This window comes from Nocardiopsis sp. iso_40 (assembly GCF_056173285.1).
Genome location: NZ_CM149666.1, coordinates 2618117 through 2630694, shown reverse-complemented (window position 1 = coordinate 2630694; position 12578 = coordinate 2618117). Strand labels below are relative to the sequence as shown.

The window sequence follows — 12578 nt, the reverse complement described above, 5'->3', positions numbered from 1 at the left end:
TTCAATCGCCCCGGAGAAGAAACGCCGTAACACCAGTCCCAGAGGAAACCGGGGTGAATCGAAACTCAGATTCGCGACCACTCACCACATCCGCTGGTCTCGAACGCCGTATCCGAGCCGCTGATCGTTACGACCTGGCTGCCGCTGCCGAAGTTGTTGGCGATGATCGAGTCCAGAGTGCCGTCGGTACCAGACAGCCGGGCCCAGTAGCAGTTGGCACCACCTTCGGAACGGTAGGTCCCGGGTGAGATCTCGTCGCCGACGAGGAAGGTCCCGGTGCCGGGGAAACTGTTCTCCTCGGCTTCGGTCTCCAGACCGGTGACCTCTTCCTCACGGGTGTCGAGATCGCCTTCCCGCTCGTCGAGCTCCTCGGAGAACTCGGTCAGCTCCTCATCGCGGTCGTCGAGTTCTCCCTCCCGGGTGTCCAATCCCTCTTCGCGTTCGTCCAGCTCCTGGATCGGGCCTTCGAGCTGCTCCAGCTCCTCCCGGAGAGCGCTGATGGTGTCCTCGTGGTCAGTTTCTCTCACCAGGGCCTGTTCCAGCTCGGCCTCGGTCGACTCGTGCTGTTCGGACAGTTCCAGGTACACCGGGGCATTCTCGGGGGTTCGCAGCGACCAGCCCAGAAGGGTTCCCGCACCCAGCGCCCCGACCACGAACAGCACCAAGGGCAGGGACGGCCTTCTGTGGTCGGCTTCCTCCCCCACATCGGATCCGCCGTCCTCCGCACGCACAGCATCATCGGACTCGGGCATGGCAGATCACCGCTTTCCCGGTACCGCGGCACCGAACCTGGGCCGGAGCAACGGAGTGCATTCCAGGCCCACTAACAACACAACAATAGTTAATCTCACATTGAAAGCGATGTCAACACACTCTCAGGTGGCAGGCCTGGGGGACCTCGCTGCGAGCACACCGGTTTGGCAGGACAATGGCTCACATGGGCACTGACATTTCCCTCTGGCGGGTGGACGGGGACTCCCTCTCCCGCGTCGAATCGCAGGGCATCCCCCTGGAATCCCAACTCGAGGACCTCATCGAGAAGGACCCGAGCATTCTGGGCGAGCGCGTCCTCGTGATCGGCCGCCAGGTCCGCACCGACCTGGACGGCAGAATCGACCTACTGGGGGTGGGTGACGACGGCACGGTTCACGTCATCGAACTGAAGCGGGGCCGCACCCCCCGCGACTCCGTCGCCCAGCTTCTCGGCTATGGGGCCTGGGCGAACCGGTTGACCCACCACGACATCGTGGATCTCTACCAGAGGGAGAATCCGGGCCGGACGTTCAACGACGCCTTCTCCCGCACCTTCGGCACAGACACTCCGGCCGAGCTGAACAGCGAACACCGGCTCACCCTGGTGGCGCACAGCAGCAGCGCGGCCGTGGAGGGCACCGTCGAGTACCTGGCCGCCCACGGTGTCCCCATCAACATCCTGCTCTTCTCCTTCTTCACCGACGGGGAGAACCGCTACCTGGCCCGCACCGCGATCGTGGACGACACTTCCTCGGCCGCACCGACCCGCCCTCGTCCGGGCGGGACCCGCGAGCCGTGGAACAAACGCGACTGGTACGTCTCCTTCGGGGATCAGCGCGGTTCCCGGAACTGGGACGACGCCCTGCACTTCGGTTTCGTCTCGGCGGGTGCCGGCGCCTGGCATTCACGCACCCTCGCCAACCTTCCGGTGGGCGCGCGCATCTTCGTCCACCTGCCCAAGACGGGGTATGCGGGGGTGGGCGAGGTGACCGACGAAGCGGTGCCCTACACCGAGGCCGTCCTCGAGGTGGACGGTGAACGGCGGCGTTTCACCGACCTGGACCTGGCGGGCACCTACACGCATACGGGCGAACAGGAGGATGAGGACCTTCTCGAATACATCGTCGCGGTGCGTTGGCTGCGCACACGGTCGCGGGAGGACGCCGTCTGGTCGCCGGGGTTCTTCGCCAACCAGAACAGCGCCTGCCGCTTCAGGAACTCGGAAACCCTGACCCGACTTCGAGAGGAATTCGACCTGGAGGACTGAGTCTTTTCCAACCTGAAGGAACAGCTTGGAAAAGGCTCCTTGTAGAACTCGTTCATGGTGGCGCTTAGCTAGGGCACAAGACCGCACTGTGAAGGACAGCGCAGTCCCCGATCCACTTGTACTCACCAAGGGCCCCGAGGTTCTACGGTAATGGCATGCACTTCCTTCCTGAGCTTTCCGGCACGGACAGAGACGAGCACACTCGCATACGGTGCCGTGTTCGTTTCTGGTCAGCCGTGAGCCTTCCACCCATCTTCGTCCTCATTGGTGTGTCGACGAAGCGTCTGGCGGTGGACCAGCTGGCATCTCTGGGTCTACCCGCGAACGCCGCTCTTACAGTGCTCGCAATCCTCTGGTTCCTGGCAGCCGCCACCGCACTGACCTTCCTATACCCCGACCCCGAGCCAGCACCTGGGCGACCGCTCGACGCACCTCAGCAGAAGGTACGTCTGACCCGACTGGTCTTCATCGCCTGGATTATGAGCATCTGGTTGATTCTAGGAATACTTACCGCTACATGGTTTGCTCTGGGCCATCCGCCCTACAACCCGCCTGCCGAGCTGACGTCGAAGATGGTGGAATCCATGGTCACTCGCGCTTTCGCGGTCGTCGCTGGACTCGGCGGAGTGGCCTTGCTGGTGACTGCCTACCGTCGACAGAAGACCACCGAGCAGGACTCCCAACGCGATACCAGCCGGCTGTTCACCGAGCGTTTCGCCTCCGCCTCCAGCCAATTCGGCCACGAGGAAGCCGCGGTCAAACTCGCCGGGGTCCATGCTTTGGCACACGTCGCGGACCAGGCGCCCAGTATCAGTGAGCGGCAGATGGTGATCGACGTTCTGTGCGCCTTCCTGCGCATGCCCTCTCCTCAGGAACCGCCGACACGGCCAACTGGTGCAGGCGAGGAGCCACAGGTCTCCTACCAAGATCAGCTGCAGGCCGTGCAGGCGTACCGCGAGGTGCGCCACACGATCATCGACGTCATCGCGGCCCGCCTGCGCACAAACCCCGGCTGGCAGGAACTGTCCTACGATTTCAGCCGGGTCGCCTTCGACGGCGCCAACTTCACGCGCATCCGTGCCCGCGGTGTGTCGTTCCGCCAGGCGCGCTTTCGCGCGAACCAGCACGGCAACGTGTACTTCGATGGCGCTCACCTGGACCAGGTGGACTTCACCGGTGCACACTTCACCGGGGGCATCGCCGCAAAAGGGCTTCCCGGTACGATCTCGTTTCACCGAGGAACACTCACCGGATGTTCTTTCCAGGACACCGTCTTCGACGGCGCTCGGGTACAGATTTTCGATGGCGCCACACTCGACTCGACCAGTTTCGATGGTGCCCAGCTCAAAACAGGCAGCATCGAGATCCGTGACTCCACGCTCAAGGGCACCACAACCTTCAGGCGAGCCAGGTTCACCGGCACCCCGGTGCTCTTCCTACGCTGCACCTTCCAGGGAAAGATTGACCTCCATGAAGCCTGGTTCACCGATGAAGGAACGGGATTCATCGTCAACCAGGGTGGGCTCACCGGCGAGGTGTCCTTCCAGCGGACGCTCATGTATCAGGGCAGGGTGCACTTCGCCGGAGTCGCACTCGACTCGGGCACGATCGACTTCCGACATGCCTCACTTAACGAGCCGACACTGCACTTCAACCTTCCTCGGTCACCGACTCTCAGGAAGGGGACGGTGGATTTTACCGCCATCACGTTCCCAAACCCTGAGCACGCACGGGGCCTACGCCCTCAGGGCCTGGTAGAAGCCGAGCGAACCGGAACCGTGAAAGTTCTGTGGCCACCCCAGTGGGACCCTGCCTCTGCGGACCTACCAGAGGACGCCCCGCCACCGCCCGCCGACTGAACCGTCCCCGTGTAGCCACGCTCCGGGACCGTCACCTCGACCCGGACATCGAAAGGGAAGGGGACGACCGGCGCGAGGGCAGGAACCACACCGTCACCAAGGGCTCAGCCGTCCAGCACCCGACACGCGACTTCATTGCGTTCGAGGTGGCGGGCCACACGGTCGAGATCGCCTTGGGGAACGCCAAGGGTCAACAGCCGACGCGCTCGGGAGACTGCCACGTACAGGATGCGTACCGCTTCATCCTCCCGACCGTTGATCCAGTGATCGATCGTCCCGGGCTTGTACCCCTGTCGCGGGGTGAGGAGCATGAGAACCGCGTCGGCCTCGCCGCCCTTCGCCTGGTGGACGCTGCCGGCCGTTCCCACTCCGTCCACGCCCGGGGTGGGAGCCCCGGCCATTTCCGCAGCGGTGCCGAAGGCGGAGACCGCGTCTTCGGACTCCCAGTGGAGGACGCCCGGCGGATGGTCGCCCCTCACGCTCGGCCCGTAGGTATGGAACACCTTCGCCGCTTCCAGCACCCATGAGGACAGGGGTGTGTCGAGCTCGGGCAGGTGGGCGAGGACCAGGGCCTCCGCTCGGTCCACCCCGACCCTGGGCAGACCGGACCGGCGGATCCGCTGTTCCTCGGGAAGGCGGCCCTCCGGGCACCACAGGTCGAGAACGTGTTCACGCAAAATCCGTGACGCCTTCTCCCGGCGTCTGCGCGGCGAGGCCGACGCCCGAAGCACCCCGACCGCCCAGAGGAGACGGTTCAACGGCTCCAGGGGAGCATGAGGGGTACCGATGAGGTCCTTGGGCAACGTGCCCCACTGGCGGGCAAGGACCAGGCGCTCGCCCTCGGAAATATCACGCCGGTCCGCTTCCCTCCGGAACACCGCACGCGGCCCGCGGTCGCCGTCGTCGCGCGGCACGAGCAGGATCGGGGTGCCGTCCTCCCGGTGCGACCCCACCGCGATGTCGGTTCCGCTTCCCGGGCTCAGGGTGGCGGTGAGATCGCAGATCACCTGGCTGCTGCGCCAGTTGTGGCGGAGTTCCAGACGGGGAAGGTCATCCACCAGCCTTGGCGCCGGTACAGCGCCCTGCTCGCGGTCACGGAACCCGTAGATGCTCTGGCCGGTGTCACCCACGAGCATGAGCGGGAGCCCCAGCCTGTTCACCCTACGGAGTACGGCGTCGTCCTTGACCGAGCAGTCCTGCGCCTCGTCGACAATCAGCTCGTGGAAACGGCCGGAGAGCATCCGCGCCACTACGGCAGCGGTACTCGGATCGTCCAGGTTGCGCAGCGCCCGCTCCCGCAGTTCGTCGCCAGTCAGGTAGCCGCGCCTGATGAGTTGCGCCTTCCGCTGGGCAGCCCACTGTTCGAGCTGCCGCACCTGCCCGTCCGTGTAGTTCTTACTCTTCGAGTACTTCATACGCGCTCGCGGCTCTCCCCCAGGAGAGGGCGTGTACCTGAAGTCGTCCAGGCTCACGTGGCCCCCGACACGGGCCTCCGGGTGGTCCTCCCAGCTGTCCAGTCGGCTCCAGCCATCCTCGTCCACCGCCGAGGTGCCCAGGTAGGAGCGGACCAGGTAGCGCCAGATGAAACCGTCCAGCGTGCCGATGAAGTGCGGGTGTCCGCTGAGTTCGGGCCTGCCGCGCTCCCGGCTCCGGTCTCGCAGTTCACGGCCGGCGGCCCTGGTGAAGGAGACGATGGCGCGGCCTCGCCTCGCTGGTAGGGGGCGTTCCAGGTGGCGTTCGACGATGACCCGTGTCTTACCGGCCCCGGGGCAGGCCTGGACCCACAGGGCCTCTCCCGGAGCCAGGTCACGCTCCACGATGCCGCGCTGCGCCGTGTGCGCCTGGTCGGCCGGGGTGTTGTCCTCCATGGTGAGGGGGGTGTACTCAGCAACCACCAGTGACCCCCTCGGTGATCCACTTCAGTGCACGCTCGAAGTACTCGGGCACGACGAGGGGAACGTTCTCCTGTGCCGATACCGCCAGCACGTCCTGGGCGAAGTCCCCCTTGCGCACCTTGTACTCACCGAACATCTTGGCGAGCCTCCTGTCCCGCTGTACGTCCTGTAGCTCCATGAGTTCGCGCCAGTCCTTCTCCCCCGCCCTGGGGCGCTGACAGGCCCAGGCCTTCCTGAGGATCTCGACGTTGCCCTGGTCCGCGCGCATCAGCTCTGGCTCCAGAGTGGTCTCGTTGTCGAAGACCTGTGCGACGTCTCCACCGGCCGCGAGTTCTTCGAGCAGTGCGTTCAGGTTCTTTCGGCGGTCGGGGACAGTGTGGACGCTGGTCGCGTAGAAGTCCCCGTCGGTGATGACGGCGACGCGCTGTCCGATCCGCTGACCGCTGGTCTCATCACGCTTGAGCAGCACCCTGAGGTAGGGCTCGAAGTCGACCCCGTCGATGGGGACGACGGCGGTACCGCGCAGGCGCCTCTGGGCGACCGGGTCGAGAACCAGCTTCCCGAACCCGGGCACCAGGATGCCCTCAGCGATGCCCTCCACCAACAGCACCCTGGGAGAGAAGAGCATGGTGCTACGTGTGGCGTTCAGGTACTGCCGTACCTTGCCGAGTTCACGCGCATCCATGTTCAGGTTCCGCACCGCGACACTCGTGGTGTGGTGTTTCTTCTCCTGGACGGAGGCACCCGTTGCCTTCTCCCCCGTGGCAGGGGCCAGCGAGGCGGTGCGCCGCTGGAGGACGACGAGGTCCTCAGGGGGCACCGAGGTGGCGATGTGGGGTGCGTGGGTGGTCACCACCACCTGGATGCGCCCCAACCACTCCTGACCGCTGGTATCAGCCTGCTGGCTTCGCCTGGCCTCCTCCTGGAGGTGGTCCATGAGGATGCTCTGGAGCTGGGGGTGCAGGTGGGCCTCGGGTTCTTCCACCAGGAGCAGGGTCAGGTCGGCCTCGGCCGCGTTGCGCAACTGGGCGAAGAGCGTGGCCATGAACAGCAGGTTCGCGTATCCGTGACCGCTCTCGGAGATCTCCTGGAGGCCCATGCCCTCCTCTTCGAGGCGCAGCCGCAGCGAACGCGCCACCGTCGGGAGGGTCGGTCGGGAGAACCCGAAGCCCGTGTCCTGGGTGTGGGCGCCCTGGGTGAGTTCGACCAGGCGTTCGCGGACGGAGCCAGCGGCCTGCGTCAGCGGTTCGAGTTCGGTGATCTGTCCGAACCGTTTGCCCACATCGCCCAGGAACGAGTCAACCTCTTTCTGGTCGAGCAGGAATCCACCGATGAACCCGTGCAGGTAGCGGCTGGAGGCGGACGCCAGTTCCCGCTGGGCGTCCCTCAGCGGCGGCAGGTACAGGTGCCGGATACGCTCGCGGGCCGCGGGTTCGGGGTCGCGGTCGGTCGTGACGGCGTCTCCCGCCTGCCAGGTCACCTTGCCGCGCTGTGCCCCCGGAGCGGGCGGGGTGTAGACCAGGTGGTAGACGATGCCCTTCCCGTCCTCGGCCAGAGCGGAACCGTACAGGGCCAGATCATGGGGTTCCTCCGAGGTGTACCGGGCGGAGAGTCCGATGTCGGTGCGGCACGAGTCGTGGTGGCGGCCGTCGGGGCAACCGTCACGGTGGAGGTCGTCCGCCCGGAGGTGGATGTCTCGCCTACCGTCCAGGGGCGCGGTCAGATGGCGGATGGCGTCCATGACGTTGGACTTGCCCGCGTTGTTCTCCCCCACCAGCACCGTTACCCCGGGGCGGAAGGTGACAGTCTCGTCGGCGAGCGATCTGAAGCCCTTGCAATGCAGTGATTCGAGGTACATGACCACTTTCTCCGATCACACCAGAACGTGTTCAGTAGGTATACAACGCTAACAGTTGTGTACGTTAACTGTGACGCACACGTCGCACAGAAGGTTCCGGAAACCTCGGCCCGATCCCGAGATCCGCACAGCGGAGTTTGGAGATCCGCCCACACTCCAAGATCTCGCGCGGTAACTTTCAAAGAAGAAAGAGTCTGAGCGATCCCGCTCGTGAGGAGAAGATGAGTACCTGTACCGGCACCCACACCACGAAGACCGTTCGCGTCGTCACCGTTGCGATCACGACCTGTCACCAGCCCCCTCAGACCGACCATCGGCCCGGGGGTCGGCGCAGTGAAGCCGAGGTCCGCAAACTCCTCGACGCTGGCAAACTCAAGGTGGGAGAGCGACTGCTCTGGCACCGCCCGCGCAGGGGCGAAACGCACTCCGCCACCGTCAACGCGGACGGATCCGTGACACCTGACGGTTCGAACAAGCCGTTGACCCTCTCCGCGGCAGCGAACTTCTGTGCCGGCGGCCAGCACAACGGCTGGAAGACATGGCACCGGGAACGGGACGGTGTCCGGCTGGACGAGCTGCGCGCCGAACTCGACCGGAGCTGACCGCCGACACGGACAGGAAGAACGTATGTCCCGCGTGATCAGGATCGACGACGAGGTCTACGCCGATCTCCAGAGGCGCGCGCAGCCCTTCGTGGACACCCCCAACGACGTGCTCCGCCGCATCCTCGAGCTGAATACTCCCACCGCGGAACCTTCCGCCGAGGACACCGGGGGCGCCGCAAGAGCGGACGCCCCCGTGGTCTGGGACAGCGAGCACGACCGCGGCGCGCTGTTCGACATGGTCCAGGCGGGAACGCTCTCCCCCGGCGAGAAACTGGTCTGGGGCCGCCCTCGCCGGGGGGAGCACTTCACCGCGACGGTGACCGCTGGCGGCCGTGTACGCGTCGACGGCAGCGACGCCCCGCCGTTCAGGACTCCGTCGAGCGCCGCGAGGTCGCTCTGCGGGCACGAGATCAACGGCTGGCGGCAATGGCGCCGCGAACGCGACGGGGCCCTCCTTGACGACCTGCGCTAGCGGCCGGCCACACGTGTGAGGTAGTCCTCCAGATGGTAGGCGAACCGTTGGGCGACCTGCGGTTCCTGCACCGCCGCGAGTGCTTCCTCCACTCGCGTTCGCAGGACCGTCAGCCCGTCCGGCTCGGCGGTGGTCCGATCCTCCCGCACAGCCGCCGCCAGCTCCCGGTAGGAGTCGATCAACCGCCGTGTCCACTCCTCGGGGTCCGTGCCCGCCCCGGGGGACTCGTGCCGTTCGAGCCACCAGAGCAGACCCAGCCCTGGGGTGAGCACCGTCTCCCGGAGCACCTCCAGGCGCGCGACGTGTTCGGCCTGTTCCATACGGACACGTTCGCGCGCCGAGGCGCGGGCACGGGCCCGCGCCTCGGTCTCCGTAGAGACGGCGACATGCGCGCTTCCCGAGACGCTGAGGCGGCCGCCGTCGTCGAGTTCTGCGGCCAGTGCCCTGTTGGCGGCCCAACCGGCCTCCTGGAGGTGCAGTACCGGGTGGGCGGCCGTCGCGGGGCCGAGGGCCCCGACGAGGAGGCTGCGGGCCACCTCGTCGGGGTGCAGGACCTGCCGATCACCGTCGGTGATCCGCCACCGGTAGGTAAGGGTCACATCGAAGTAGAGACCGGGATCGGCACTCGGCGCACGCACGAGACACCTGCCTTTGGGCTCCGACCGTTCTTCTGGGGCGCGCTTCCTCCTACGCGGGAACACCCTCGGGCTCTCCGTTCCGATGGTCGTCGTCGGACCTTGCCCAGAAGTCCTGGCGCAACCGGGCACTGACCGGGTCATCGCCCTGCACCAACCGGTCCAGGTCCGGGTCGAGACTGCGGGCGTTGCAGACGGCGATGACCACCCTGTAGGTGGCGTCGACGGGCAGGATTCCGTCCGAGGTGGCCCCCTGCCACCGGTTGAGGGCGAGACTGGCCTCCCCCCGAAGTCGTTCGTTCTTCCACACGGCCCACCAGGCGTCGCGGAGCAGGTCCTGGGCGGCGTCGCCCTCCTTGCCTTCCAGGTGGAGCAGTCCCCGAGCCGGGTCGGTGGCACCCTCTTCACCCGCCTCGCCGCGCCCGTGGAACAGGGCCAGGAAGAGCTTGCCAGCGACGTCCGCGGTCCGCCCGTCCTCCACCCAGTCGACCAGGACCTTGAGTACGACCAAGCGGCTGCTCTCCCGGGCGAGGAGCTGCGCGGCCGCAGCGACGGCAGCGTTCCAGAGCTCGGGGTTCTGGGTCTTCTCCAGGACGTACCGGAGTCGGGTGAGGGCCTGCTTGGGATAGGTCTCCCCGAACTTGCGCTTGCCGACCTCGATCACGGCCCTCTGCCGGTCGGGTGTCGTGGCCCCCTTGGCCCAGTTGCTCAACTCCGCTCGTACGGGCGAGCCCAGGACCGGGTGGACGGCGAGGTGGTCGAGGACCTTGACGGCGAATCCGGTCCTGCGCTGACTGCCCTGCTGCAACCAGGCGTGGACGAGCGGAAGGACCGCGTCCTTTCCCTGGGCGACGGCGACCTCGGTGAGGATGTCGGACAGTCGTTCCAGGCTTCCCTCCGCGTGGCCGTCAGGGGCACTGATGTCGGCCAGCCAGTCGGTGAGCTTCTTGGCGAGGGACCCGCGTTTGGCCCACAGGTAGTGGATGAGGGCGAGGTCGAGCCCCTTGCGGCTGTCCGTGACGTAGACGCGGCCGTCGCGAAGGGTCACACCGGCGTCGTCGCAGCGGGTCTCGTCGTCAGGGCCGGCCAGAGCACCGCCCAGTTCCTCGAAACGCTTACGGGTTTCCTCCGGAACGAGGAGGTCCGCCGAGTTGAGGACGACCTGCGCGGGCGCTCCGTCCAGGAAGGCCGCCGCGATGCGTAGGGTGCGCTTCTCGACCCCCTTTCCGTCGGTCTCCCGCATGTCACCCGCAAACCACTCCCGGATCTTGTTCCGCCAGCCCAGGAAGCGGTCCTTGGCGTCCTCGTCCTTCGCCGCATCGGCCTCCAGCACGATCTCGGCGAGCTCGACCCCGCGCGCGGGCGGAGCCTCCGGGACGAGCAGGTCGTGGAAGGAGCTGTCCTCCTGGTCGATCCATGCCGCCCGCTCTGGGTCCTGGGAGTGCTGGAGCCGGAGCCGGGCGACCTCGACGGCGTCGGGGCGCCGGTGGTCCCGTGCCGCGATGCGGTGGTGGCCCCAGGGCACCTTCCGGGTTCCCCAAGCGTGCTCGTCACCGAGGATGACGAGCATGCTGCCGTTCTCGTCCTCCTTGGCTCGGGCCGCGTAACCGGCCAGGTCGCCGCGGAGCTGCTCGGGTACCGTCTCCATGGTTCCGGTCAGGTCGAGCAGATAGCCGGTGCGGGGCTCCATCGGGATGCGCGCCACATCCGGCTCTTCCCAGTCGGGGCGGAGCTCGCGCAACTCGACGTGTCCGGGCAGGGCTGCGAGGAGCCGAAGGGCGGCCGCCCGGCGTCCGGTGCCGGGAGCACCGGCCAGGACGTAGACCCCGCTGGCGGCACGCGGGAGTTCACCGACGGGCGCGAACAGGTGATTCGGGACGATCTCGGTGCTGTGGATGGCCCGGGACGGCAGCTCGGCCAGGGTGTTGATGTACTGGCGAACGATCTTGGTGGCGTCCCTGCCGGCGACGATCACGTCACCGCCGCCGTTGCTGTTGATTCCCGAGGCGGACACCCGGTTTCCGGACCTCTCTCCCCCGCCGGTATCCGGCGGGATTTCTCCCTCAGGCTGCTGCGGGGAGTACTCGGTGCCAGGGTCGGGAGGCGGGGCCGGTGCCGATCCTGGAAGGGGGCGCCGGAGAAACGCCTTCAACGCCTCGTCGTCGTACCGCGAGTGCGCGGGGTCGGGGCTGGGTTCCTGGTCGTGCTGGGGGTTGTCGTTCGCCTCGGTCACCGGTCACCCCCGACGTTCACGTTGCCGCCACCGACGATGACGTCGCCCTTGGCTCGTACGTCCCTGACCCGGACGTCGTTGGCGGAGACGGACGACTCAGGGACGGCGTCCCGTGCCGCCTGGGCCAGGGCGCTCAACTGGTCGGCGGCCTCCGGGGAACGACGCAGGATCTCGGCCAGGTCCTGCGTGGTGGCTTCGGTGAAGACACCACGCAGGGCTTCCCGTCCCTGCTGGTCCGACACGTTCATCGTCTGCTCGTGGGTGTCCAGGCGGGTGAGGGCCGCGGTCCGGGATTCGCCGTCCAGGTAACGCTGGAACAGGGCAGCGCACTTCTCGCGGATCTGCGTCCATGCAGCCGTGGCCATGGTGCCGACGACGGCGGTCGCGGCTGCGCCGGCGATGTCCAAGGGGGTTGTCATGAAGGGCTCCTGGTTCGGGTTCTGATGTCGGCTGTGGAACGTCCGCTGTGCACGCGCGTCAACAAACACCCCACGCCAGCAAATGCCAACGCGAACAGTGTTGTCGTGTATGAAATGTATGTCAACAGCAGAGCAATGAAGGAGGCGTGATCATTGACGCGAGCAGGCCTTCGCGGCCAGGGGTCGCCGCAGACCACAGTCCGTGATGACACCAACCCGGGGGCCTGGATGTGATGACCAACACATCAGCGCGGACGGCAGGTTCCGTCGCGTATGGCCGATGACCGGATCCACACCCGGGCCGAGTCGTTCTGCCGGGGAACGACCATCGTCGACAAGAGTGACTCTCCCCGGGGCGGTCGGTGTCGAGTCCCTTCCACGGCCTATGAGGCGGTTCTGCAGCACCAGGAGTGCCATGCGGAAGGCACGTCGACATTCGCATGATCAACTCGCCCCGCGAGGCCGCAGCCGAAAAGAACCACGGCTGCGCCAGGCCCGCTGGGGCCGGCGCGGCCGTGGTGGGGGCGCGGGCATCAGAACAAGCCCGCAGTGAGGTGGCGGGTGAGGCCACCAACTGCGACG

General features: G+C 66.8%; 10 protein-coding genes. 4 read left to right on the top strand and 6 right to left on the bottom strand.

The window, feature by feature from the left end; genetic code table 11:
• Positions 1 to 65 precede the first annotated feature (65 nt).
• Complete coding sequence (locus AC0VYD_RS11415; RefSeq protein WP_475479841.1) at positions 66 to 752, bottom strand: hypothetical protein; 687 nt, start codon at positions 750 to 752, stop codon at positions 66 to 68.
• A 185-nt stretch (positions 753 to 937) separates the two neighbouring features.
• Here AC0VYD_RS11415 and AC0VYD_RS11410 point away from each other — a divergent pair, with 185 nt between their 5' ends.
• The gene (locus AC0VYD_RS11410; RefSeq protein ID WP_475479840.1) at positions 938 to 2020 is read left to right on the top strand and encodes an endonuclease NucS domain-containing protein; all 1083 of its coding nucleotides are present in this window, start codon (positions 938 to 940) and stop codon (positions 2018 to 2020) included.
• A gap of 155 nt (positions 2021 to 2175) precedes the next feature.
• Positions 2176 to 3879 (top strand): pentapeptide repeat-containing protein, encoded by a 1704-nt coding sequence (locus AC0VYD_RS11405; protein WP_475479839.1) that lies wholly within the window; start codon positions 2176 to 2178, stop codon positions 3877 to 3879.
• A gap of 104 nt (positions 3880 to 3983) precedes the next feature.
• Here AC0VYD_RS11405 and AC0VYD_RS11400 read toward each other — a convergent pair whose 3' ends face one another.
• Positions 3984 to 5774 carry a UvrD-helicase domain-containing protein gene (locus AC0VYD_RS11400; RefSeq protein ID WP_475479838.1) on the bottom strand — a complete coding sequence of 597 codons (1791 nt, stop codon included), beginning with the start codon at positions 5772 to 5774 and terminating at the stop codon, positions 3984 to 3986.
• Positions 5764 to 7632, bottom strand: a complete 1869-nt coding sequence (locus AC0VYD_RS11395; RefSeq protein ID WP_475479837.1) for an ATP-dependent nuclease — start codon at positions 7630 to 7632, stop codon at positions 5764 to 5766. The genes AC0VYD_RS11400 and AC0VYD_RS11395 overlap by 11 nt, the downstream gene beginning before the upstream one ends.
• Before the next feature lie 221 nt (positions 7633 to 7853).
• Between AC0VYD_RS11395 and AC0VYD_RS11390 the strand changes: the two genes are divergently transcribed.
• Positions 7854 to 8234 carry a restriction system modified-DNA reader domain-containing protein gene (locus tag AC0VYD_RS11390; protein ID WP_475479836.1) on the top strand — a complete coding sequence of 127 codons (381 nt, stop codon included), beginning with the start codon at positions 7854 to 7856 and terminating at the stop codon, positions 8232 to 8234.
• A gap of 25 nt (positions 8235 to 8259) precedes the next feature.
• Positions 8260 to 8709 carry a restriction system modified-DNA reader domain-containing protein gene (locus tag AC0VYD_RS11385; RefSeq protein WP_475479835.1) on the top strand — a complete coding sequence of 150 codons (450 nt, stop codon included), beginning with the start codon at positions 8260 to 8262 and terminating at the stop codon, positions 8707 to 8709.
• On the opposite strand, the gene AC0VYD_RS11380 is transcribed toward AC0VYD_RS11385, so the two are convergent.
• The 3 genes from AC0VYD_RS11380 to AC0VYD_RS11370 all read right to left on the bottom strand — a co-directional run bounded on the left by AC0VYD_RS11380 (position 8706) and on the right by AC0VYD_RS11370 (position 11996).
• Positions 8706 to 9347, bottom strand: coding sequence for a hypothetical protein (locus AC0VYD_RS11380; RefSeq protein WP_475479834.1), 642 nt, complete (start codon positions 9345 to 9347; stop codon positions 8706 to 8708). The two genes, AC0VYD_RS11385 and AC0VYD_RS11380, sit on opposite strands and share 4 nt — an antisense overlap.
• A 49-nt stretch (positions 9348 to 9396) precedes the next feature.
• Complete coding sequence (locus tag AC0VYD_RS11375; RefSeq protein ID WP_475479833.1) at positions 9397 to 11358, bottom strand: hypothetical protein; 1962 nt, start codon at positions 11356 to 11358, stop codon at positions 9397 to 9399.
• Between the two features lie 215 nt (positions 11359 to 11573).
• Positions 11574 to 11996: a hypothetical protein gene (locus AC0VYD_RS11370; RefSeq protein ID WP_475479832.1), complete on the bottom strand. Its 423-nt coding sequence runs from the start codon at positions 11994 to 11996 to the stop codon at positions 11574 to 11576.
• Positions 11997 to 12578 lie beyond the last annotated feature (582 nt).

Coding starts and splice junctions, on each gene's coding strand:
- AC0VYD_RS11415 (WP_475479841.1), bottom strand. CDS start 752: ATGCCCGAGTCCGATGATGCTGTGCGTGCGGAGGACGGCGGATCCGAT.
- AC0VYD_RS11410 (WP_475479840.1), top strand. CDS start 938: ATGGGCACTGACATTTCCCTCTGGCGGGTGGACGGGGACTCCCTCTCC.
- AC0VYD_RS11405 (WP_475479839.1), top strand. CDS start 2,176: ATGCACTTCCTTCCTGAGCTTTCCGGCACGGACAGAGACGAGCACACT.
- AC0VYD_RS11395 (WP_475479837.1), bottom strand. CDS start 7,632: ATGTACCTCGAATCACTGCATTGCAAGGGCTTCAGATCGCTCGCCGAC.
- AC0VYD_RS11390 (WP_475479836.1), top strand. CDS start 7,854: ATGAGTACCTGTACCGGCACCCACACCACGAAGACCGTTCGCGTCGTC.
- AC0VYD_RS11385 (WP_475479835.1), top strand. CDS start 8,260: ATGTCCCGCGTGATCAGGATCGACGACGAGGTCTACGCCGATCTCCAG.
- AC0VYD_RS11370 (WP_475479832.1), bottom strand. CDS start 11,996: ATGACAACCCCCTTGGACATCGCCGGCGCAGCCGCGACCGCCGTCGTC.